Annotated in this window: 20 protein-coding genes; 7 read left to right on the plus strand and 13 right to left on the minus strand. The window is 55.3% G+C overall.

What is annotated here, in order from left to right; translation table 11 throughout:
• The first annotated feature begins 19 nt into the window (after positions 1-19).
• Together ABLO27_RS02650 and gmk are read left to right on the plus strand one after the other, a co-directional pair.
• Positions 20-913, plus strand: coding sequence for a YicC/YloC family endoribonuclease (locus ABLO27_RS02650; protein WP_353030260.1), 894 nt, complete (start codon positions 20-22; stop codon positions 911-913).
• A gap of 6 nt (positions 914-919) precedes the next feature.
• Positions 920-1,627 carry a guanylate kinase gene (gene gmk, locus ABLO27_RS02655; protein WP_353030261.1) on the plus strand — a complete coding sequence of 236 codons (708 nt, stop codon included), beginning with the start codon at positions 920-922 and terminating at the stop codon, positions 1,625-1,627.
• 198 nt (positions 1,628-1,825) lie between these two features.
• Here the strand turns inward: gmk and ABLO27_RS02660 are convergent, their stop codons facing one another.
• On the minus strand, positions 1,826-2,728 hold the full coding sequence (locus ABLO27_RS02660; RefSeq protein WP_353030262.1) for a LysR family transcriptional regulator: 903 nt from the start codon (positions 2,726-2,728) through the stop codon (positions 1,826-1,828).
• A 114-nt stretch (positions 2,729-2,842) separates the two neighbouring features.
• On the opposite strand from ABLO27_RS02660, the gene ABLO27_RS02665 reads away from it, so the two are divergent.
• Positions 2,843-3,076, plus strand: a complete 234-nt coding sequence (locus tag ABLO27_RS02665; protein WP_353030263.1) for a hypothetical protein — start codon at positions 2,843-2,845, stop codon at positions 3,074-3,076.
• Here the strand turns inward: ABLO27_RS02665 and ABLO27_RS02670 are convergent.
• From ABLO27_RS02670 to lptF, 7 genes are all read right to left on the minus strand, one after another.
• Complete coding sequence (locus tag ABLO27_RS02670) at positions 3,073-3,954, minus strand: LysR family transcriptional regulator (RefSeq protein ID WP_353030264.1); 882 nt, start codon at positions 3,952-3,954, stop codon at positions 3,073-3,075. The genes ABLO27_RS02665 and ABLO27_RS02670 overlap by 4 nt on opposite strands.
• 288 nt (positions 3,955-4,242) lie before the next feature.
• Positions 4,243-5,094 carry a 16S rRNA (adenine(1518)-N(6)/adenine(1519)-N(6))-dimethyltransferase RsmA gene (gene rsmA, locus ABLO27_RS02675; RefSeq protein WP_353030265.1) on the minus strand — a complete coding sequence of 284 codons (852 nt, stop codon included), beginning with the start codon at positions 5,092-5,094 and terminating at the stop codon, positions 4,243-4,245.
• Positions 5,095-5,109: 15 nt separating this feature from the next.
• Positions 5,110-6,129 (minus strand): 4-hydroxythreonine-4-phosphate dehydrogenase PdxA, encoded by a 1,020-nt coding sequence (gene pdxA / locus ABLO27_RS02680; RefSeq protein WP_353030266.1) that lies wholly within the window; start codon positions 6,127-6,129, stop codon positions 5,110-5,112.
• A gap of 6 nt (positions 6,130-6,135) precedes the next feature.
• Positions 6,136-7,056, minus strand: coding sequence for a peptidylprolyl isomerase (locus ABLO27_RS02685; protein ID WP_353030267.1), 921 nt, complete (start codon positions 7,054-7,056; stop codon positions 6,136-6,138).
• 164 nt (positions 7,057-7,220) lie between these two features.
• Positions 7,221-9,542, minus strand: coding sequence for an LPS-assembly protein LptD (locus tag ABLO27_RS02690; protein ID WP_353030268.1), 2,322 nt, complete (start codon positions 9,540-9,542; stop codon positions 7,221-7,223).
• Positions 9,543-9,601: 59 nt separating this feature from the next.
• Positions 9,602-10,696 (minus strand): LPS export ABC transporter permease LptG, encoded by a 1,095-nt coding sequence (gene lptG, locus ABLO27_RS02695; protein WP_353030269.1) that lies wholly within the window; start codon positions 10,694-10,696, stop codon positions 9,602-9,604.
• Positions 10,693-11,877, minus strand: coding sequence for an LPS export ABC transporter permease LptF (lptF, locus tag ABLO27_RS02700; RefSeq protein ID WP_353030271.1), 1,185 nt, complete (start codon positions 11,875-11,877; stop codon positions 10,693-10,695). Before lptF ends, lptG begins: the two co-directional genes overlap by 4 nt.
• A 237-nt stretch (positions 11,878-12,114) precedes the next feature.
• On the opposite strand from lptF, the gene ABLO27_RS02705 reads away from it, so the two are divergent.
• From ABLO27_RS02705 to ABLO27_RS02715, 3 genes are all read left to right on the plus strand, one after another.
• Positions 12,115-13,614, plus strand: coding sequence for a leucyl aminopeptidase (locus ABLO27_RS02705; protein ID WP_353030272.1), 1,500 nt, complete (start codon positions 12,115-12,117; stop codon positions 13,612-13,614).
• A 466-nt stretch (positions 13,615-14,080) separates the two neighbouring features.
• The gene (locus ABLO27_RS02710; RefSeq protein ID WP_353030273.1) at positions 14,081-14,533 is read left to right on the plus strand and encodes a DNA polymerase III subunit chi; all 453 of its coding nucleotides are present in this window, start codon (positions 14,081-14,083) and stop codon (positions 14,531-14,533) included.
• A gap of 29 nt (positions 14,534-14,562) precedes the next feature.
• Positions 14,563-14,955: a rhodanese-like domain-containing protein gene (locus ABLO27_RS02715; protein WP_353030274.1), complete on the plus strand. Its 393-nt coding sequence runs from the start codon at positions 14,563-14,565 to the stop codon at positions 14,953-14,955.
• A gap of 21 nt (positions 14,956-14,976) precedes the next feature.
• On the opposite strand, the gene ABLO27_RS02720 is transcribed toward ABLO27_RS02715, so the two are convergent.
• From ABLO27_RS02720 to ABLO27_RS02735, 4 genes are all read right to left on the minus strand, one after another.
• Positions 14,977-16,230, minus strand: a complete 1,254-nt coding sequence (locus ABLO27_RS02720; RefSeq protein WP_353030276.1) for a hypothetical protein — start codon at positions 16,228-16,230, stop codon at positions 14,977-14,979.
• A gap of 121 nt (positions 16,231-16,351) precedes the next feature.
• Positions 16,352-17,050, minus strand: a complete 699-nt coding sequence (locus ABLO27_RS02725; protein WP_353030277.1) for an HAD family hydrolase — start codon at positions 17,048-17,050, stop codon at positions 16,352-16,354.
• Positions 17,050-18,936, minus strand: a complete 1,887-nt coding sequence (locus ABLO27_RS02730) for an ABC-F family ATP-binding cassette domain-containing protein (RefSeq protein ID WP_353030278.1) — start codon at positions 18,934-18,936, stop codon at positions 17,050-17,052. Before ABLO27_RS02730 ends, ABLO27_RS02725 begins: the two co-directional genes overlap by 1 nt.
• Before the next feature lie 112 nt (positions 18,937-19,048).
• A complete protein-coding gene (locus ABLO27_RS02735; RefSeq protein ID WP_353030279.1) occupies positions 19,049-20,134 on the minus strand; it encodes an alpha/beta hydrolase family protein in 1,086 nt (361 codons plus the stop codon).
• A gap of 140 nt (positions 20,135-20,274) precedes the next feature.
• On the opposite strand from ABLO27_RS02735, the gene ABLO27_RS02740 reads away from it, so the two are divergent.
• A complete protein-coding gene (locus ABLO27_RS02740; RefSeq protein ID WP_353030280.1) occupies positions 20,275-21,318 on the plus strand; it encodes a helix-turn-helix transcriptional regulator in 1,044 nt (347 codons plus the stop codon).
• Here the strand turns inward: ABLO27_RS02740 and ABLO27_RS02745 are convergent.
• Positions 21,288-22,157: a DUF4344 domain-containing metallopeptidase gene (locus tag ABLO27_RS02745; protein ID WP_353030282.1), complete on the minus strand. Its 870-nt coding sequence runs from the start codon at positions 22,155-22,157 to the stop codon at positions 21,288-21,290. The genes ABLO27_RS02740 and ABLO27_RS02745 overlap by 31 nt on opposite strands.
• Positions 22,158-22,290 lie beyond the last annotated feature (133 nt).

Genomic DNA, 22,290 nt, shown 5'->3' on the forward strand with positions numbered 1-22,290 from the left:
CATATTTCCGGAGGGGCAAATGGCACTTGCCAGCATGACAGGATTTGCGCGTGCTTTGGGGGAAGCGGGACCGGTCCGCTGGACCTGGGAACTGAGGTCTGTCAATGGCAAGTCCCTGGACTTGAGGATCCGAATTCCGACTGGCCTGGAGACCCTAGAACCCAGGATCCGGGAGCGTTGCAGCAAGGTTTTGCGCAGAGGGAACGTCTCCATCGGTCTGGCAATGCAACGGGATCAATCGGAGCAGCAGTTACAGGTCAATGAATCCGCGCTTGAAGCCGTTCTTTCAACGATTGATCTCCTGAAAAGGCGTGTGCCGGATTTGGCGCCACCATCGCTCGATGGCATTCTGGCACAAAAAGGCGTGTTCGAGCTGAAAGAGCCAGAAGAAGATGAAGAGGCTCAGGAAGCCCTGCACAAGGCTCTGCTGACGTCCCTTGATGTTGCTCTGATCGACCTGGTCGATATGCGTCATAAGGAAGGACAGGCGATTGGGAATGTGGTGCGCGGTCAGATTGACAGGATCGCGGAACTGACCCAGGCCGCTGAAGATCTTCCTGCCCGCAAGCCCGAAGCAATCAAGGCCCGGCTGCAGAAGCAGGTCGCAGATCTTCTGGACGCTTCGGATGGACAGCTTGACCCGCAGAGATTGCATCAGGAAGCGGTGTTCCTGGCGACCAAGGCCGATATCCGGGAAGAACTGGACAGGCTCCACGCGCATGTTGCCGCTGTCCGCGAACTGATGGACTCAGGTGGGGCTATTGGCCGGCGGCTGGATTTCCTTGCGCAGGAATTCAACCGGGAAGCAAACACCTTGTGTTCGAAATCCAATGACGTGGATCTGACGGCAATCGGGCTGGACTTGAAAGCAGTTATCGATCAAATGCGTGAGCAGATACAGAATCTGGAGTAAGCCACAATGACCGACGCGCCTTCGGGAGCTCACACCGGCACCACCGTCAGTGCAGATCAGGCCGAACAGCAACGGCGTGGACTGATGCTTGTATTGTCGTCACCATCGGGTGCAGGCAAGTCAACCATCGCGCGCCTGCTCCTTGACCAGGAAGAAAATCTGGCACTCTCGATTTCCGTGACCACGCGCCCCCGACGCTCCAGTGAGGTGGACGGAGTTCACTATCATTTCATCGATGCCAAGCGCTTCGAACAAATGCGAGAGCATGACGAGCTGCTCGAATGGGCAGAAGTGCACGGCAACTACTACGCAACGCCGCGCGGTCCTGTGGAAGACTCTATCGAAAACGGACGGGACATTCTGTTCGACATCGATATTCAGGGCACATTTCAGCTCTATGAAAAAATGCGTTCCGACGTGGTTTCCATCTTCATATTGCCTCCGTCGATCGCTGAGATGAAATCGCGGCTCAACAGACGTGCCGAAGACGCCGACCAAGTCATTGCCAAGCGGATGAAAACCGCTGTTGGAGAAATGCGGCACTGGTCCGAATATGATTATGTGGTGGTCAATGACGACCTGGAACGCGCTTACCAGAACGTGCGAGCGATCCTGAAGGCCGAGCGACTGAAACAGTTTCGGTCTCCGAAAATCGGTCCGCTTATTCAAGGAATGGTCGATGACCTGAAGTCCGATCTTGGGGAAACCGACTGACATCCAAGCACAGTCGGGAGATCGCCTCCCGGCGGGAGCGGGGCTGCTTTCAAGGCAGGTTCGCGTCGCGTGGACGAATTTGCCGTGTTATGTGGTTTTCTCTGTAGGGCCTGCAGAAACCTTGCGAGGTGCAGCAACGTAAGTGATGGCTGCTATCGGCAACGCACCCGCAACCCGCTTCAGTTCCCAGAGTTCCGATCAGGCCACCTGCAAAACCGCATGGAGGTTTACTCCGTTGGATATTTCGCGAGCGAGGGACAGAACCGGCGTTGATCGAGACTTTTCTCCGACCCGCAAAACGTAGGCAAGTTCGGCTGTCTCCGGAAATTGCTCGTCAATGATCTGCATTTCATCGGTTAAGTATCGACCAGGAAGCAATGCTACCCCCAGGCCAGCGCGGACTGCGGATGCAATTCCGGCGGAACTCGCGCATTGCAGAACCGTTTCAAGACCTGGAGCTGGCACTTCTGCCAGTTCCAGTGCCCAGTTCTTGTAAAAACAATCGTCATCATATGCGAGAAACGGTACGCAAGAGTTGAAGTTCACTTCCGTGTCGACGCTCTTTACCCAGTGCAGGCTGTCACGGAACAGAACCGTGTCTGTCTGCTGTACGTCTTCGGCAAAAAGCTGCATCAACGCGATGTCGATTTTTCCCGTCTCAAGTTCGCGTTGAAGCACCAGACTTTGACGGACATTGGTGCGCACCGCCACTTCCGGATGCCGACGTGTAAATCGCCCCAACATACGCGACAAGTCGCTGCTGGTGATGTCTTCGGTCATGCCGAGGCGTATTCGACCCGATAGAGGCATCTTGCTCAGGCTTTGCACCGCCTCGTCATGAAGCATGCAAATGCGACGCGCATATGTGAGTAGCTGTTCGCCATCATCGGAGAGCAGTGGAGCGCCTGCACGTCGGGTCAGCAATTGGCAGCCAATACTTGCTTCAAGGCGCTTGATCTTGTGGCTCACCGCAGATTGCGAAAGGGACAAGACCTCCGCTGCGCGGGTTATACCGCCCTGATCGGCGATTGTGCACAGGGCACGCAATGCTTCAACGTCCAACCGTTTCACTCGGGTATCCTCAGTAGTCAAGCATGACATATTTCGATCATTTTCGGAAAAAATGCCATTTGTGTCATGTTGTAGCGCATGGCATTGGATTGGGAAAGAAACGCATGCGACTTGCGCTTCATGACCTTTAAGATCGGTGAGTTGATGAGCCACAGTAAGTTGATAACTTTGTTCGAGGTGACCGGGTCTGCATTGGCGATTGCTTACGCGCTGTTGATCGCGTCCAACACAGGAAACGAAATCCTGGGCTTCGCGCTGTTGCTGGCCTCTGCCGGTCTTTTTGCAGCCTGGGGTGTTCTGGACAAACGCTGGGCGTTTCTGTCGCTTCAGTTTTTCTATGCCGCATCTGCGGTCATAGGTCTGGTCCGTTGGGCTTAGTCCTCGGCGTAGCGCCGGCGGTAAATGCCAACGATCCGGTCCTTGACCCGCGACAATCCGGGATGATGCCGAAGCCGTTCGTGGAAACTCAGCCAGGATTGGTTCTTGGCAAGTGGCTCCTTTGAAAGACGTATCAGGTCTTCATTGTCACCGATCCAATCCGGCAGAATGCCCATCGCTTGTCCGTTTTTGACGAGCTGAAGAAGAGAAACCGAGCTGCTGACTGCATATTTGCAAGGATGGTCTTGCAGAATACTGGCCAGTAACTGCGAAGATTTCAGCCGAGCGCGGTTTCCGCAATATCCGGCCCAGATCTGGTCTTGCCAGGATTCTGGGTCGTCCGCATTGGCGTGTCGATCACAATATTCACGTGAGGCATAGACGTGAAAACCACGTTCACCGAGTTTCTGCGCGATCAGATATGTCTGTTTCGGGGATCTGTTGCCGATGGCGATATCGGCGGAGTTTCGGCCCAGGTCCCAAAAAGTGTCGTCGGCGTAAAACTCCAACCGGATACCACCCAGCCCTTCAACAATTTCATCGGCATGCTGGGATAGAAAGTACTGACCCCATTCGCCCGTCGTTACCCGGCAAACCTGGTCTGGTGAATGGATTTTCTGAAGATCGACGCTGCGTTTGAAGTCTGCCGCCTTCCGGGCCATTTCTTTGGCAACTTCCGTCAGCCGGACACCTGCATCTGTGAGAAAAAAGCCTGTCTGCCGTCTCTCGAACAGTCTCAGATTCAGCTGTTCCTCCAGCCTGGTGATTTGCCTGCCCAGAGTTGGTTGCGAAAGGGAAAGCTCGCCAGCGGCGCTGCTTAGGCTCTGGTGCTCCGCGACCGCAAGAAATATCCGGATTGCATCCCAGTCAAAATCCATATCATTCATAATTGAATAATAGCATGCTTTATTATTCAGTTACACATGAGAAGAGGTTGGGCACATTTCCGATACGAAACGGAGGTGCCCTCATGAAAGTACACTTATCTTGGCTCAGTAATCGCAACAGGAAAAACGAAGCCCCTGCAAAGCTTTATCTCTCTTCAGAGTATGAGACGTGGCCTGGCTGGATCCATCGGGACCTTGGACTGAATGATCCCGAACATGCCATGTCGCGGCTGGAAGAAGCGGCACAACAGAAGAAAAGTCAGCGGAAAGGCAGCTTCCTCAAATGGCCCCGGTGGATTTGAATGTTGTTGCCAATTCGACGAAACCGGCAACGTCGATTTCTTCGGCGCGCGCTGTCGGCTTAAGTCTGGCCTGAACGATCAGATCTTCAGCGTTTGGAGAGAGTGTCTTGAGGCTGGCACGCAGCATTTTGCGGCGTTGGCCGAACGCGGCCGCGGTTACCCTTTCCAATGCCTTCAGGTCGCAGGGAAGGGGGGTGGTGTTCGGTGTCAGGTGAACGACCGCCGAGGTTACCTTTGGCGGCGGAGTAAAGGCCTTGGGGCTTATATCGAACAATATGCCTCCCTTGCATCTCCAGCCAGCCAGCACACCAAGCCGGCCGTAAGCCTTGGAGCCCTGCTCAGCAGTGATGCGTTCACCAACTTCCTTCTGGAACATCAACGTCAATGACGACCAGAAGGGTGGCCATTCGGGCGTTGTGATCCAGTTCAGCAGAAGCTGGGTGCCAACGTTATAGGGAAGATTTGCCGCAATTCTGACCTTGTCTCCTCCTGTCAATTCGACAGGATCGAGCTCAAGCGCATCGCCTTCGATGACTTCCAGACGGCCTGGATAGTGCGCCGAGATTTCTGCGAGTGCCGGCAGGCAGCGACTGTCTTTTTCAACCGCCACGACTTTCTTGGCACCGGCAGCAAGAAGAGCTCTGGTCAGACCTCCCGGTCCGGGGCCGATTTCGAGCACGGTGCAGTCTTCAAGATTGCCGGCGGATCGGGCGATCCGCGAGGTCAGGTTCAGGTCCAGTAGAAAGTTTTGTCCCAATGACTTCTTGGCATTCAGACCATGCGTTGCGATCACTTCTCGCAAGGGGGGCAGAGTGTCGATTTGTGCCATTTAAAGTAACCGCGCCTAATACTGGTCTGGATTGGCCAGCGCATATGCCATGCGTAGTGCCGCCGCGAAGCTGTCGATACGGGCTTCCCCGGTTCCGGCAAGACTGTAGGCGGTACCATGATCCGGCGAGGTTCGGACAAATGGCAGTCCCAAGGTCACATTCACGCTGTCATCAAATCCGATCGTCTTGGCTGGAACCAGAACCTGGTCGTGATACATGCCGATCACACAGTCATATTGGGTCCTGGCAGGAGGATGAAACAGCGTGTCGGCCGGATGAGGTCCGGTTGCGGCAATGCCCATCTCATTCAGCCGTTTGATCGCAGGGGCAATGACGTCTCTGTCTTCGGTTCCCATCGTGCCATTTTCGCCGGCATGTGGATTGAGGCCGCACAAAGCAAGTCTCGGATTGCTGTAGCCGAAGCGGTTCTTGAGATCCGCGGCAGTGATTTCTGCCGTTTCCACAATGAGATTTTCAGTCAACGCAGTCGGCACATCCTTGAGCGGAATGTGAATGGTCGCGGGCACGACCATCAGCTCAGGTCCGGCAATCATCATCACCGGTCTTGCCCTTTCCTGCGGCCAATGCACAGCTGCAAGACTTCCGAGAAACTCTGTATGTCCTGGAAAGTTGAACCCGGTCTTGTAAAGAGCGGCCTTGTTGATCGGGTTGGTTACCAGCCCGCCCGCGACACCGTTGGCAACATCCTCGACGCAGGTTTCGATGGAAGCGACAACGGACGGCGCCGTGTCGGGATGCTCTTCACCCGGTCGATCTTCCAGGGCCGGACCGGTCTGTACAACTGGCAATGCTTTTGAAAACAGTCCGCATGCGTCTTCGGGAGTAGAGGCATCGATGCGAACGTTTAACCCGAGCTTTGCAGCACGCTCCGAAAGAAGATGTTGGTCCCCGCGAAGATAGAAGGGAGGGAGGCCGAGAGCCTTTCGATTGGACCACGCCAGCAAGGCAAGGTCGGGACCAATGCCAGCGGGTTCTCCCATGCTGACAGCGATCGGTGTCTGAGCGGCCCCCATGACAGCTTATCGGTAAATGATGGTTGCGCGCCGGCGGATATCCATCAGGTAACGACGGGACTGGCTCTCGCCTTCCTTTGCCCTCAACTCGTTTTCCAGCTCGGTGCGCACGGCTATATCGGAAGCGATTTCCCGTTTGCCGCAAATGGCGATCATTTCATAGCCGACTTCGGTTGCTGACGGTTTTGTCAGCTTGCCTGATCCGAGTGCCTGGATCTCTTCGCGCATGTCGACCGGCAACTCGGTTTCGAGGCGGCGACCGATCGGACGCACCACAACTTCGCTGTACTGCCCGAGGACGCTGCCCATGTTTTCGCATCCGTTGAAGGCGGAACGGATCTTGTTGCTTTCCTGCTTGCGCTTGGACTTGAAGCCGCCCGAAGAGCTCTTTGGAACGACAACGATCACACGCTTCAGATCATATTCGACGGACTTTTGACGGTCCGCTTCATCGGTCTTCTGCAGGGCGGCGATAATGTCGGATTCATTGACTTCGATCCGGCCACTGAACCGGCGGCGAAGCACTTGGTTCCAGGCCAGTTGTGCCTTTAGGCGCGATTTCAGGGTTTCCGGTTTTACACCACCGTTCCGCAGCGCCTTTGACAGCTGCGACGGCGACATCTTCACATTACGTGCAATGTTGTTGTAGGCGCTGTCGACTTCCGACTGGCTGATCTCGACACCGACGCGTTCAGCTTCTGCAAGTTTGATCTGATCATCAATCAGCTCTTGCTCGGCCTGCCGCTTGGCGGCGGCGCCGGACTTACGCTGTGTCATCGTGATCAGGCGCGAGCGCTGACTGATGTCGTAGTCGGTGATTGGGGTGTCGTTGACGATGACCTTGATCGCAGCATTGGCCGGAGTTGAAAGCGGCACGGCCACGATGAGGGCGAGGCCAAGGAATATCGAAACGAAACGAAGTCGCATTGAATAACCATCCGTGCTGGCCCGGGGCCGAACCGAAGTTTAGTTTTGTTGTGCCATGTTGTTTCGCATATCACGGCAGCAAATTCAAAGTTTCAAAGGCATGTTGCCCGAATTCATGGCGGTATGATGACTTGAAGCAAGCCTCATGAGCACAAAAACTTGATTTAGTTCAGAACGCCGCTTGAGACCTGGGTATTGCCGATGGTTCTCAGGCCGATTCTGAAATAGAGAGTGCGATTGACGCTATCGCCGTCATTCCGGCTGCGGTCTTCAGCATAAGATACTGACAGAGAAAAACCCTCGTCGTCATAGCCGATACCGAAACCGTCCTGAACGATGTTGCTGTTTTCCAGATCGTAACGCATGGAGCCGAACACGCGCCAGTTTTCCTCAAGCCTCAAGCTTGCTGACCCCAGAAGTTCTTCCCTAGGTGAATCGATACCAACGTCAGGCTGAGCATTCAGGAAGGCGTAGGCGAGGGACGAAACAACTGGTCCATAGATCGCACTTGCCTGTGCCTGGACGCGGTTGAAAGAAAAATCGTCCTTGTCGAACCGAGCCTGTGCCCCGACCTTCACGCCGTATTGTGTGTCCAAGTAAAGGCTGCCGACATAGTCGGAGAGATCCGAAGCCAGACCGGAATCCTGAGTGGCTCCGAGAATGTCCGGAACCGCGTACGAGTTTTCACCGGCCAAGTGGTAAGACCGGCCGAACAGTCCGCTCAGGTAGTAACCACTGTCGAGTTGAAGCTTGTAGTTCAAGCCAAGGTTCAGTCGTGTGCCACCTTCAACGCGGTCAAACCCGGAGAATTTGTCATAATCGAAAAGCGTCGTCGTATCGAAGACGATACTCTGCGCGTCATCATTGGGCAGCTCACCGATCCGCTGCTCGTTTGGTCGGGCAACGATCTGTGCAACGGGCTCCAGGATCTGGTTACCGCCATCGAACGTGGCGATGAACGGGTACCGGTATTCCATACCCACAGCAGGCATTGCACGACCGACAAAGCTTTCGCCGGAGAGCGCAGTCACATCTGCATCAGGAGAGGCCAGGAAGAAGAGGTCGCCGCGCATGTAGGCAAAGGGCGTGAACGACTGACCAAGCGGATCGATGAAGGTCCGGCGCCAGTTTCCTTTGAGCGAGAGGCGCGAGAAAGTGCCGTCCACACCGCGGAACCTTGCTGTCGAGCCACCGTCGATCGAAAACGCGTCGGTCTCGTCCCTAGTCAGGGACGTGAAGTTTGCCGTCAGTGCAAGCTCACCAGCCAGTACAGGATCGGCAAAAACATAGTCATAGTCGATGACCGGCAGAACCAGGGGCTGTTTGTCCTGCAAGGAGCTGCCGACCGGAGAGAACCCGTTGGCGTTGAACTGACTGTCCGTATAGTCTTCCTGAGAAATCTGGTAGGCGTAGGCCTTTACGGACAAGGCGTTACGTTCGGTTTTGCCTTCCAGATAGATTTCCGAGGTCTCACCATTGTCACCAAAGCTGGTGAACGAATAATCGCTGAAGAACTGCCGGTCGCTCTTGTAGGTCAGATTCCAGCCAAGCGTCCAATCTCTTGCAATGCTCAAGGAGCCCGTCGAGTTGACTGCTCCGCGCCAGCGCTCGTCAGCACGAGATGTCGAAAACTGGCTTGGCTGGGCTTGGAAGAGACCCGCAGCGGAAAATGAGACCTGGCCAGGCGCAAACCGGTGACGATATTGGACGTCACCGAACAGTCCCTGTTTGGTTAAGGGTGTCAGCGCGGTTGTCAGGTCGTAGTGCGGATTTAGCGCCCAGTAATAGGGTACGGTCACACCATACCCAAGCTTGTCATTGATGATGCCGGTGGGAATCAGGAAACCTGATTTCCGCTTGATGGTCGGGTCCGGCATGCTCAGATAGGGCAGGTAGGCGATCGGCTTGCCATACACCTCGAAAGCAGCGTTTTCAAACCGGATGATCTTTTCCTGCTGATTGTGAATGATCTTCTCGGCCCGAACGCGCCAGAGCGGAGGCCTGTTCGGTGGAATGGTCGGCTTTGTGTAAACCGTGTAGATGCCGTTTTCGATGCTCGTGACGTTGTTGCCTTCGCGCCGGGCCGTTTCAGCCAGGAAACGTGTGCGTCGCGTCGTATCGATCTGCAGCGCTCTGGCAAAACCCTCTGAGAAGTCTTCCGACAGCGTCATTTCCGAGGTTCGGGCGACGTTGCCGTCGGCCTCGATCAGGATGACATTGCCGCGCGCAGTCAGCTGGCCACTTTTGCGATCGAAAACAATTTCATGAGCCTGAACCGTATTGCCGTCGTAGTAAACCTGCACGTTGCCGGTGGCAACAATCAGGTCCTTGTCGAAATCGTAGGTGATCTCGTTGGATTCAAGCAGCAGGTTCGCGTCAGGATCGATGCCGGAAGCAAGATCGCCGGCAAGGTCCTGCGCAGCGGCCGGAGTAGAGGCGTCATGGCAAAGGGAAACCGCGATGGCAAATACGCTTGCCGCCGCCATTAGCTTGCCCTTATTGGCCCAAATCTCTGTGTTCAGGGAAACTGGAAAAGACATAAATCTTACCCGTCTTCCTGATGCAAGAGAATTGTCAAACCCATGAGTACTCCAAAAATTCCAGGGGCCCACGCAGCCACCAAGGGAGGGACGATACCCGCGCCCCCGAAGTCCTTGGCAAGCTCGGTTAGAACGTAAAGCACGAACCCGGACAGGATTCCACCCAGAATCATACTTCCCAATCCGCCAAACCTCGAAACTTTAAGGGAAACTGCCGCCGCAATCAAAATCATCGCGACCAAAAGAAGCGGTCGCGCGAGCAGTGTTTGATACTGCAAATTGTACCGATACGCGGGTAACCCTGCGTTTCTCGCCAATTCAATGAACCGTGGCAGGTTCCAGAACGAAATTGATTCGGGTGAGCCAATGCTCTCGCGCACTTCGGTCGCGGTCAAAAAGGTGCTCACCTGATAGCGGCCATAAGGTTGTGGATCTTGTTCTGTCGTATAGACGATCGCATCGTCCAAATACCAGATTTCATCTCCAAGGGTCGCCTCTGCAGCCTCGATACGTTCGCGGAAGGTGCCATCCTTGTCGAAAGTGAAGACCGTCACGCCGAGAAGACGGGTGCCGCCATCGAGCAATTGTTTGGCCAGCAACACAGATTCACCATCAAGACCGTCCTGCCGGACCCAGACATCATTCGAAGATTGCAGGAGAAAACTCTGCTCTGTTCCGAAAAGCCCGGAGGCAACTTCGTCTGACTTGTGTTGAAACCAAACCGCAGCGGGATTGTAGACCGTCACGGACAGGATGCCGAGGACAATGCCGACAACAATTGCAGGCATGGAAAATTGCCAGACCGAAATGCCGGAAGCTCGGGTGACAACCAGTTCCAGTGCCCGGCTCAATGTGACGAACGCCGCGATGGAGCCGAACAGAACCGTGAATGGGATGACCTGTTCAAGAAGCAGGGGAACTCGCAGTGCGGAGATCAGCGCTACCCGCAGCACCGAAAATCCTTCGCGATCACCGCCGCGCCGCACCAGTTCCAGAACATCAAACAGGTAGATCAGCACCGCGGCAAACAGAAACAGGCCGAGAATAGCCTTCAAAAACCTGCCGGAAAAATAAAGTGTAAGCGTGCGTCCGAGGATCATGAAGCCCCTCCGGCGCGCCTGTTGTTCAGCCAGTTGGCGAACGCTTCCATCCGGTCGTGAAGAGACAGCTGAAGTTCGCTCACCCACTTGGATTGGGCGCCCTGATCGCGGAAAATCGACACGAGCGCAAGTACTGAACCAAGGATCGGGACTGCGTAGAGCAGAACCAGAATAGCGGTAGAACCGCCTGAAATCGCAGTAACGCCAAACCCGCTGGTTCTCAAGAGGACACAGGACCCGATTGCTCCGACAACAGCAAGGCCGCGGCCCTGACGTGTTGTTCGTGCCTTGCCAAGAAACGCAAAGACAATAAGTCCGAAGGCAATGCAGTAGAGCGGTTGGCTGAAACGCTCATGCAATTCTGCTGTCAACTTGTCCGGATTTTTGAGCGCATAGGCATCATTGCGGCCGGGCGACATCAGGTTGGCGGTTGTCCGCTCGCTCGCCTTGAACACCGGTTCGCCTGCCTCGGGAATAAGGTTGGACAGATCGAACGCGTATGACTGGAAGCGGACAATCGAGATGTCACCTTCCTGTTTCGGACGCCGTTGGATCGTGCCGTTCTGCATGACAAGGAGCGTACGGTCCGCTGCCTCGACGATCTGCCCGGTATCGGCTTGATAGGTAAAGGCCGTCTCTTCATCACGCGTATCATGCATAAGAAGGCCGTCCAGCGTGCCCTTGCCGGATCTGTTGCGGATGTGAAACGTCAAACCGCTTTCGACCGTGATGAAGCGACCGGGCTTGACGATGTTGGCCACAAGGTCGGCCCGGACACGAGTAATCTCCGTCCTCAGTTGGGCCAGTCCCATCGGTGCGAAATAGAGCGACATGCTGCCGGTGATCACCATGACAACCGCTGAAAACAACATGACCGGTTTCAGCACCAGAAACCGCGAGCCGCCGCTGGCGTCGATCACGATCAGTTCGCTGTCACCCGAAAGGGCGTTCAGTACAAGGATGAGGGCGATCATGAGAGCGAACGGCGCAACAATCACGATAAGAAAGGGAAGGGCCAGCATCGTGATGCCGATGAACTGGACAATCGTTTGCCCTTTGGACGTCACGAGATCGAGCTGACGAAGTGCCTGGGTTGCCCAGACAACACCCGTCATGGCTGCAATCGTAAGGGTGAATGCATAGGCAGTCCGGCGAATTATGTAACGTTCGAGCGTTTTCATGGCTGTGCCGGAAAGAGACCCTTGCAATTAGACGAAATTTCAGCCCAGGACCGAATAACACGTAATGTGGTGAATGGCCCATGAATAAGAATGGTTAATATACATTAATTTTCGCCTCTCTTGCCGAAAAGCTGTTGAAACCCCATGATTTGGCGGCAAATAGGCATGCCTAGAGATGTAGGGCCCCTCCGCTCAACCGTCTGCTTAAAAAATTTGGAAACCGACAAGGACCGAAGAATGACTAAACTTGCGAAAATTTCCTTTTCAAAAGCCGAAGCTCCGAAAGGGGGCGTGGCCGTAATTTTGGCCGGTGAGGACCTGAACCTGGGGACGATTGCCAACGAGTTTGTATCGGGTCTTGAAGGCGGGCTGAAACGTGCGGCCGATATTGCAGGATTTTCGGGAAAGAAGAAGACCAGTCTTGATCTCGTGGCACCTGCCGGATTGGCGGTGGATCGTCTTATCGTTTTCGGGCTGGGCAAGTCCGAAGAGCTGACCCAGGACGACTGGCGCGCCTTTGGCGGTGCGGTGTTTGCCGAATTGCAGAAGGCAAAGACGGATGCGGCCTCGGTTCTGCTGGAAGTTCCGGAAGGGGTGGACCTGACTGACCTGGCGACAGCCGAGTTTGCCATGGGGGTAAAGCTGCGGGCCTATGCCTTTGACAACTACAAGACCAAGGCTAAGGACGATGCAAACTCAAAGGACTTGAAACTGACGTTGAAAGTCGTGGATGCGAAGGCTGCCAGGAAGGCCTGGAGCGTGTCGGAAGCCGTGGCGGATGGTGTGATCGTGGCGCGAAATCTCGTCAACGAACCTGCCAATGTTCTCGGCCCCGTGGAGTTCGCCAAGAAGGCGCAAGAGCTGGAAAAACTCGGCGTCGAAGTTGAAGTCCTCGGCGAAAAGGAAATGAAGAAGCTGAAGATGGCTGCATTGCTCGGCGTGGCGCAGGGATCGGTTCGCCCGCCGCGTTTGGCCGTCATGCGCTGGAATGGCGGCAAGAAGGGCGTTGCACCGGTTGCTCTCGTCGGCAAGGGTGTTGTGTTCGACACGGGCGGCATTTCCATCAAGCCGGCTGGTGGCATGGAAGAAATGAAAGGCGACATGGGCGGCGCTGCTGCGGTCGTCGGTGCCATGCACGCGATTGCAGGGCGAAAAGCCAAGGCAAATGTTGTCGGTGTCATCGGTCTTGTCGAAAACATGCCGGATGGCAACGCGCAGCGGCCCGGCGATATCGTCACTGCCATGTCGGGCACGACCATCGAAATCCTCAACACGGATGCCGAGGGCCGTCTGGTTCTGGCCGATGCGCTTTGGTACACGCAGGAAAAATACAATCCCGCCATCATGATCGATCTTGCAACCCTGACCGGCGCGGTCCTGGTTGCTCTCGGCAATCTCAACGCGGGGCTTTTCTCGAACAATGACGAGCTTGCTGACAATCTGCTGGCTTCGGCAAAGGCGAGTGGCGAGCCGCTCTGGCGCCTGCCTCTGTCCAAGGAATACGACAAGATCATCGACACGCCGAATGCAGACGTGAAAAACACTGGTGGCCGCTGGGCAGGATCCATCACCGCCGCTCAGTTCCTGCAACGGTTTGCCAATGACAAACCATGGGCCCACCTGGATATTGCTGGTACGGCCTTCGGTGCTCCGAAAGACGATATCTGCCAGAGCTGGGCTTCGGGTTATGGCGTACGTTTGCTCAACCAGCTTGTGGCTGATCACTACGAAGGCTGACCGGTTACGCAGACCGGCTTTGCAAAAAACGAAAAACCCGCCAATCTGGCGGGTTTTTTTGAATTCTGTTTGGATATCTCAGCAGGTTTTGTAAGCCTGGCAGGCGGTTGCCGGTTCGACCAAAAGTCCCATACCAAGCGTTGCACCAGCAACAACCCCCACAAGTGCACAAAACACAACTACACGTGCAAGCATACAAGTTTCCCCGTTTGGGCTGGGTCGGGATACCGGTCACCAGCCACGAATAAATGATCCTTGGATCGTCCCCTGGAACGAAGCCTAGTCAATCGACATTTGCGAAGGGTTAATGATACGAGTCTTGTGGCCTGTCTATGTTGGCTTTGCGGCAATTTGAATTTGTCCGCAACGCTGTTGCACATGGGCATCACTTTTCGGCAGCACCTCTGGAAAACCCTTTGGCAAGGCGAGGGTGCAACGGGATCAAGATGGCGCGCAGGGAGCGACAATGAGCGTTGAAGTTGTTTTCTATCACCTTTTGCACAAGCCGCTTGAAACTGCGCTGCCTCAATTGCTGCACAAGTGCCTTGAACGTGACTGGAAAGTGGTGGTGCAGACCGGAACAGCGGAGCGGTGCAATGCACTGGATGCGCATCTTTGGACATTTGCCGACGACAGTTTTCTGCCCCACGGCACAAAAGCCGACGGGTATGCAGAACATCAACCGATCTACCTGACGCCCGAGCAGGACAACCCGAACGAAGCCGATGTCCGCTTCCTGGTCGACAGGGCATCTCCTCCTCCGCTTGGGGAATACAAAAGAGCCATCTACATGTTTGATGGCAATGACCAGGAAGCTGTTCTGGAAGCGCGCCAGCGCTGGAAAGAAGCCAAGTCTGAAGGCTTCGAAATCGCCTACTGGCAGCAGACCCAGGCCGGAGGTTGGGAGCGGAAAGCCTGATATTGCCTGGTCAAAAGGGGGAAGAGCTTATGCAGAAACTGAAAATGTCTTCGGCGGAAATGGTAGCCAGGGCGCGGTCCCGGATCGAGGAAATCGAGACCGTGGACGCAATCGCAATGATCGAGGATCCCCGCGTTCAGTTTGTCGACCTCAGAGACATCCGTGAGCGTCAGCGGTCGGGTTTCATCCCCGGAAGCTTTCACTGCCCACGCGGCATGACCGAGTTCTGGGTTGATCCGGAAAGCCCTTACTTCAAGGACATTTTTGCCGAAGACAGACGTTTCATTTTTCACTGTGCCTCAGGCTGGCGGTCAGCATTGACGGTGGCGACCCTCAACGAAATGGGATTTGAAACCGCCCATTTGAAAGACGGCTTCAATGATTGGGCAAAGCAAGGAGGGCCAGTGGAGAGCGAAACCTGAGAAGCGAATTCCCTGAGCTTTTTACTCAGCTGCTTGAGTCAGACGGAGTTCGTCGGCGTCCGGATCTGAGGTGTCATCCGCGATGTCTTCGTCTGTGTCGCTGTCGTCAGAGGGTTCTTCCGCAATCTCACTCGCTTCGCGAATTTCGTCGATTTTGCCATAGTGGTCGCCGACCCCGAGAACCTGCTTCGCCCAATCCAGCATTTCCTCATCTACATATTCGTCGCCATATTGCCGAACTCGGTTGTCATTGGCCATGTCAATAAGCGCCTGAGTGAGGCTCTCATCAGAAACGGACTCGGCAAGCGTGTCGAATTCATCTTGCTGCTCTTGAAGGGCGACTTCGGCATCTTTGAATGAGTTGAATTCCTCACTTCCCAATGCTTCGCTTAGAGCGAGCTTTTCAGCTTCGATTGCCGCCAGCTGATCTTCCGTGAACTCCGAAGTGTCTGTTTCCTCCAGATCTGCAAGACGCGCTTCGAGATCTTCCGAAGCAAGATCACCGTAGGAAAAATCATCATACGCAACGATGTCTTTCAGGATTTCGTTGAACGTTTCCTTTGCAATCGCCAGATTTTCCTCAGTCTTGGCAAATTCCTCCGAGAACTGTTCGTAGGCCAGCGATGCCTCGATATATTCCTTCACGCTTGCCAGTTTCGGGTCATTGGAATTCAGGTAAGCACGGTAGTTGCGTTTCAAGGAGTTCAAGCGAGCAAGTTTCGCGTTGAAGTTCTTTTGTTTTGAAACCGGGCTGACTTCGGGAACCGCAGACACAGATGCCAATGTTGCTCTTTCGGCCTTTGGAAGCCTGTGAGAGCTGGCTTTCGAAGTGATGGAAGCATTGTTGCGATGCTTCGGTCGCGTGGACGCCGCCGACTTGTCGTTGCCGAACACCGAATTCAGAAATTTGTTTATTCCGTTTCCGTTTCCGTGTTTTGCCTGCTTGTTTCCGCCCCAATTCTTGAAGAGGTTTCCACCCTTGTTCGAATTGGCTTTCGAGGAAGACCTGCTTGCGTTGGAGCCATTTCCTTTACCGCCGGATTTATCTGCCCCGTTACCGCCTCCGTTTCCTCCACCGTTGCCATTGCCTCCACCATTCCCATTCCCATTTCCGTTTTTCGCAAAAGCCTGGTCGATGGCAAATGGATGGTCGTTCGTGTCTGTTGTGAGCGGTGGAGCGAGAACGAATGCGGCTGTGCCGAGAAATAGAGCAACGGACTTGGCGAGGTGCATGTTTTTACCTTGGGTCGCGAGCAAGTATTTGGTTTGAACCACGTCTCATCCTTAACGCGGCCGACCGCGAAGGAGATATTAGTGTGATCCAGGAAACCGAATGTTTCCTTGGCACAACCCGTCAGTATTTATTCAATTCCGATGAAAATGGACTTTTCCCGCGTTACCTCAACCGGGCAAGCAGATGCGGAACCTTGCCGATGTGGTCGAGACGGTGAAACCGGTCAGCGCCGAGTGGATCTTCTGCCTGTTCCAGGGCCCAGGTGAAGTCGTAGGGGACGTGCGCACCGAACGCACCAGCTTCCAGAGCCGGAAGAATGTCGGACTTCAGCGAATTGCCGATCATCATTGCTTCCCGGGGGCCACTGCCATGGCGAGCAAACAGGGTTTCGTAAGTGGCTACAGACTTTTCCGAGACGATTTCAATGCCGTCGAAGTGAATGTCCAGACCTGAGGCGGTGATTTTTCTTTCCTGGTCGAACAGGTCTCCCTTGGTGATCAGAACAAGCCGGTAATCACCTTTTACGGCCTGGAGCGTCTCTTCGACACAGGGAAGGGGCTCGACGGGATGGTTGAGCATGTCCCGTCCGGTTTCCAGAATTTCGGCGATGACATCGGCATGAACCTCTCCGCCGGTGACTTCAATGGCGGTCTCGATCATGGACAGCGTAAACCCCTTCACGCCATATCCGTAGTGAAGCACATTGCGCCGTTCGGCGGCCAGAAGCCGTTCGTTCAACCGGTCCTTGTCGGTGTAGTTGCTCAGAAGGCCGGCAAAGCGTTCTTCTGTCAGGCGGAAGACCCGCTCACTATGCCAGAGCGTGTCATCCGCGTCGAAACCGAGCGTCGTGATGGTGGCCATCAACTGGCTTCCTCAAATTCGGCTGAAAGTTCCAGCCATTCCTCTTCCGTCTTCACAAGTTTCTTTTCGCAATAGGCACGCTCCTTGGCGAACTTGGTTGCCCGCTCCGGTTCCTTGACGAAAAACTCGGGATCCGCCAGCGCTTCATCCAGTTTGCCGATCTTGTCCTGCAAGCGCGCCATTTCCTTTTCGGCCGCATCGATTTTCTGCTTCAGCGGTTTCAGCTGGCTGCGTTTCTGGGCAGCTTCGCGGCGCTTGTTCTGCGCTGAGGCTTTCTCGCTTTCAGCCGCAGCAGCCCGTTCCCTTGCCTTTTGCGCGGCGTCCGGCCCCTGCAGGATCAGACGGCGGTAATCCTCCATATCTCCATCATAGGGTTCAACCCTGCCGTCGGCGACCAGCCAGAGCCTGTCGGCGCAGGCTTCGACCAGATGCCGGTCATGGCTGATAAGCACAACTGCACCCTGAAAGTCGTTGAGTGCCATAACCAGAGCTTCCCGGCTGTCGATATCCAGGTGGTTTGTCGGCTCATCGAGGATCAGAAGATGCGGACCGTCAAAAGTGGCCAGACCCAACAGCAATCGCGCTTTCTCACCACCGGAAAGGTCCTTGGCCGGGGTTTCCATGCGGTCGGTCGGCAAGCCGAAACGGGCAACTCTGGCACGCACCTTTGCTTCCGGGGCCTCCGGCATGAGCGCGCGCACATGTGCAACCGCACTCTCGGAAGGCTTCAGTTCGTCCAGCTGATGTTGCGCGAAAAAGGCAATCTTCAGTTTTGTCGCCTTGGTGATGGTGCCATCCATGGCTCCCAGACGATCCGAAATCAGCTTGGCGAAGGTCGATTTGCCGTTTCCGTTGGCACCAAGAAGGGCGATCCGGTCATCGGTGTCGATGTTCAGGTTGATCCGGGAAAGGATTTTGGTGTCGCCATATCCGGTGGAAACACCTTCCAGCTTGATGATCGGCGGTGCCAGCTGGTTTTCAGGATCAGGAAAATGTATTGGCCGGCTGCTTTCCTCGGTGAGCGCTGCAATCGGCTGCATCTTCTCCAGCATCTTCAGCCGCGACTGTGCCTGCCGGGCCTTGCTGGCCTTGTAACGAAACCGGTCTACAAAAGCCTGCATGTGTTTGCGTTGGGCGTCCTGCTTTTCACGGGCTTTTTCAGCCAGGATCATGGCTTCGCGCCGTTGCCTGTCGAAACTGTCATAGCCTCCGGAATAGTAGGTCAGCTTGCCACGATCCAGATGCACGATACTGTCGACCGCGTTGTTGAGCAGATCGCGGTCATGCGAGATCAACAGCACCTGATGCGGGTAGCGCGCAACATAGTTTTCCAGCCACAGCGTGCCTTCCAGGTCGAGGTAGTTCGTCGGCTCGTCAAGCAAAAGAAGATCCGGCTCGGAAAAAAGCACCGCTGCAAGCGCGACACGCATGCGCCAGCCCCCGGAGAACGACGAACACGGCCGCTGTTGCGCCGCCGCGTCGAAGCCGAGGCCGGACAGGATGGCACCGGCTCGCGCCTCCGCCGTATGAGCTCCGATGTCAGCCAGCCGTGTGTGTATTTCGGCAATCCGGTCCGGGTCTGTTTGGATTTCTGCCTCCGCCAGAAGACGGCTGCGTTCCTTGTCCGCTGCAAGAACCACTTCCATCAAGGTGTCTTCCGTGCCTGGCGCTTCCTGGGCAACCTGGCCAATACGTGCACGCTTGGGGATCTGCACCGAGCCTGTCTCTGTGGCCAGATCACCGGTTATGATCTTGAACAGCGTCGATTTGCCAGCACCGTTGCGCCCCACGAGCCCGGTCTTGGCTTTTCCGGGAAGGGTCACGTTTGCTTTGTTGATCAGGAGGCGGTCCCCGATCCGATAGGTGAGATCTGAAATCTGTAACATGGCCGGATGTTTGGCGAACCCGAACTCAGGATGCAAGCGGAAAGCGGAGCCAAGCAACGTTCGATCGTGAAGCTGTGGCAAAGCTGCACGCCCTTTGCCACAGCCGGGACAATCAGGGAGCGAGAAAATTCAGGAGTTCTTCCAGGATGATCCGGTGCTGACGCTCTCTCTCGGTGGTTCCCTTGATGCAGACGATTTCATCTCCCGGTTCATGAACCTTCAGGATCTCGTATCCTTCCGGTTTGCAAACCCCCATGAAGTCAAAATGCCCGGCATCGGTCAGTTCCAGATGGCGAACCTTGTCGCTGGGAAGCGCCGCGGCGAGGGCCCGGGATTCAACGTCCTGGTTCAACATGTCAGCGCGCTCTGAGCCGAGTACGAGCACTGACGTGTCGACGGAGGCGAGGCTTTCTCGCGACAGGACCGGTGTGCCGCCGAGGTCCAGACTGACGACTTTCAATACGCGCGGGTCCTTGCGCGAAGTCTCCATCTCGTTCCGGTCGCTCTGCGTCTCAGCGACGGACCACCCGGCGAGCACTTCGCAGGCAACCGGTGCATTCTCCACTGCGCAGGAAGACCGGTAGAGGTCGTCGTCGAATTCTGCCCCGGCAATGAGCATAACCGTGAACCCGCCAAGCGAGTGACCAGCTGCATAGATGCGGGAACTGTCAATCAGGTCTTTGAATGGGCTGTCTTCGGTCAGGTAGGTGATCAACCGTGAAAGGTCTCGCGGTCTTTCCCATAACTCGCGTGCCTGGTCGGGATCTCGCAGGAATGTGCTGGTTCCAGGGTGGTTGATCATTGCCACCACAAACCCGCGCCTTGCGAGTTCAGACCCGAGCCAGGCTTGATTGAAAGTGTTGCCATACATGCCATGCGACACCACCAGCAGCGGATAGGAGCCGTTAGCGGCCGGACCTCCCGGATCGGCGAGCGCCATCTGCCAGACTTTGCTTTTGTCTGCACGACTGAATTTTTCCGGAGTTGATGTTGGATACCAGATGTCACCGGAAAGCGGTCGATCGCGCCTCTCGTCCTCGACTGTCAACTTGGTGACGCCCGGACCGAAGCTTGTGTTTTCAACATCTCCTGCCTGCGCAGGAGTCAAGCCGACAACGCAAGTCGCAGATATTGTAAAAAGTGCAGAAGCGACAATTCCGAGAAGGCTCGTTCGCAGAGAATATTCATTTAAGCGCATTGGCATGCTCCAGAATGTAGTTGGGTCTGTCTTGAGATGCGAATGCTGCTATTGATTTGGCAATGAGACAGGGGCCTCACCTCTGTCCTCAAACGTGATAAAGGACAGGAAAGACAGCATATTTTCCAGTTCGGACTGAAATGATCAGCATTCCCGTTTCCTTTTTGCTTGCCGCAATATTCTTCTGCCTCGGTCTGGCAGTGTTGATGTGGAAGCGACTGCCGTTGTTGTCCCGGCAGCTGTTTTTGGCGCTTTTCTGCCTGATGGCTTTCGAGGCAGTTCTGGTTGGGATGCGCTTTGCGCTGGGCAGTCTGGAGTTTCTGGCCGTCCAGCGTGTGCTTCCGGTCTGGATTGCCCCGGCTGCATACCTTTCTTTCGCGGTCATGACGGTACCGGAAAAGAAGGCCCATCGGTTGATCATCCTCAATGGCACCATCGCTGTTTTGCTATCGGGGGCAATGTTCCTGCCGGTTGGATTTATCGGTTTCATCGATGTCCTGATTGCCGCAAGTTTCGCTGCATATTCCGCCCTTCTATTTCGTCAATGGCGGCTCGGACCGGACCAGTTCTCCGAGGCTCCGACAAATCTTCATGAGCTCTTGCGGAAACTGTCGGGGCTCACGGTCCTCGTTCTAGCGGCAACCTTGTTGATCGATGCGATCATCGCGTTCTTGTTTGCGCGCGAGATGACCGATGCCGCAGCAAAGACAATCTCGGTAGCGAGCCTGTTGTTCCTAATCGTTGCGTTTGCACTCGTTTTTATCTCCTTGAAAGGGAACGCAAGGACCGCAAACAGACCGGAAACCAGTACCGAAGAGGACCTGGAGAAGCAGCGGGAGCTGGTCGCAAAGGCGCATACCATTCTGATCGACAAGGCGCATTACAGAGATCCCGGACTAACTCTGACGCGATTGGCGCGCCGGGTCGGGGTGCCGGACCGGGATCTGTCGCGAGCGATAAACCAGCAAACCGGGGAAAATGTCAGCCAGTTTGTCAACCAGATACGATTGAGCGAGGCGGCGCGGTTTCTGTCGACCACAGATGACCCGGTAACAAATATTCAGGAGCAGGTGGGATTTCTCACCCGCTCGAATTTTTACAAGGAATTTCAGAAACGTTTCGGGGTAACGCCTGGTGCCTACCGCAAGGCGGCTCAATCGTCGCCCCTCAGCACTTCAAGATAGATTTCCGCAAATCCGCCAAGCAACTCATGGCACAGCGTGACTTCACGCAAGTCCGGGTCCCAGAAAGCGTTTTCCATGTCGCAGACCGCCGCACGGAAAGTGACTTCTTCAGGCAAATCGTAAAGCGTATCGAGCTCATCTGCGACTTGCTCGATCAGCCTGCTTTCCTTCAGGAACAAGGCCATGGGTTTCAGATCGGCAGGCGCCTCATCGTGAACGACTTTGATCTTGCCGGCGGGCGTTTCGCTGTCACGGACAAAGGGGTCGGTGACATATTCCCAGGAATCGGCGGATTGCTCGTAGTCGAAAGCACATGTCTCGATGCGTTCTTCGGGCAGGCCTAGATCCCTGGCGAGTTCCAGAAAAGCATCTTCGTCGGCGCCGACCATGAGACACAGCATCCGAAATCCGCGTTGCTGATCGAGGTCATGTTCGTCGTAAAAAATCAGATCTTCGTAGTTTTCCTTAGCTATCAGGAACCAGCCGATCATGGCGTTGGTGAGCAACACATCCATGTCATCGGAATCGGTCGCCAGCATCGACAGAGTTGCCAGGTTGTCGACCGCATCTTCTTCCTGGGCGAGAACCGGTAGTTCCAGCTCGCTGACCAGCATATGCCCGCCTTCATGGTAGAGCGTGAAAAGGGCATTTCCGGCAACAAAGACGAACAGTTCTTCTCGCTCTTCGGATGTCAGGCCAGCCAAACGCTGTTCGAGCGAAGGCCCGCTTTGACCATCGGTCTGCGCCAGCGCGTCGGTCGGTGCGGCTGCAAGATTTAGCCAGACCGCGGTCACCACGTTGAACAGCAGTGGTGGAAACAGTGCAAGGATTGCGGTCAATGTATCTTTCCTCAACAGGAAGGCCTGCCTGTCACGACAGGTATTTCCAAGTCTGTCTGCCGGAATTTATTCATCTTATCGTGTTTTACCAGCTGCAATTCAGCTTTTGCGGGCAGGTGACATGGAAATGTCA

The organism is Roseibium sp. SCP15 (assembly GCF_040329435.1).
In the GTDB taxonomy this organism is placed as follows: Bacteria; Pseudomonadota; Alphaproteobacteria; order Rhizobiales; family Stappiaceae; genus Roseibium.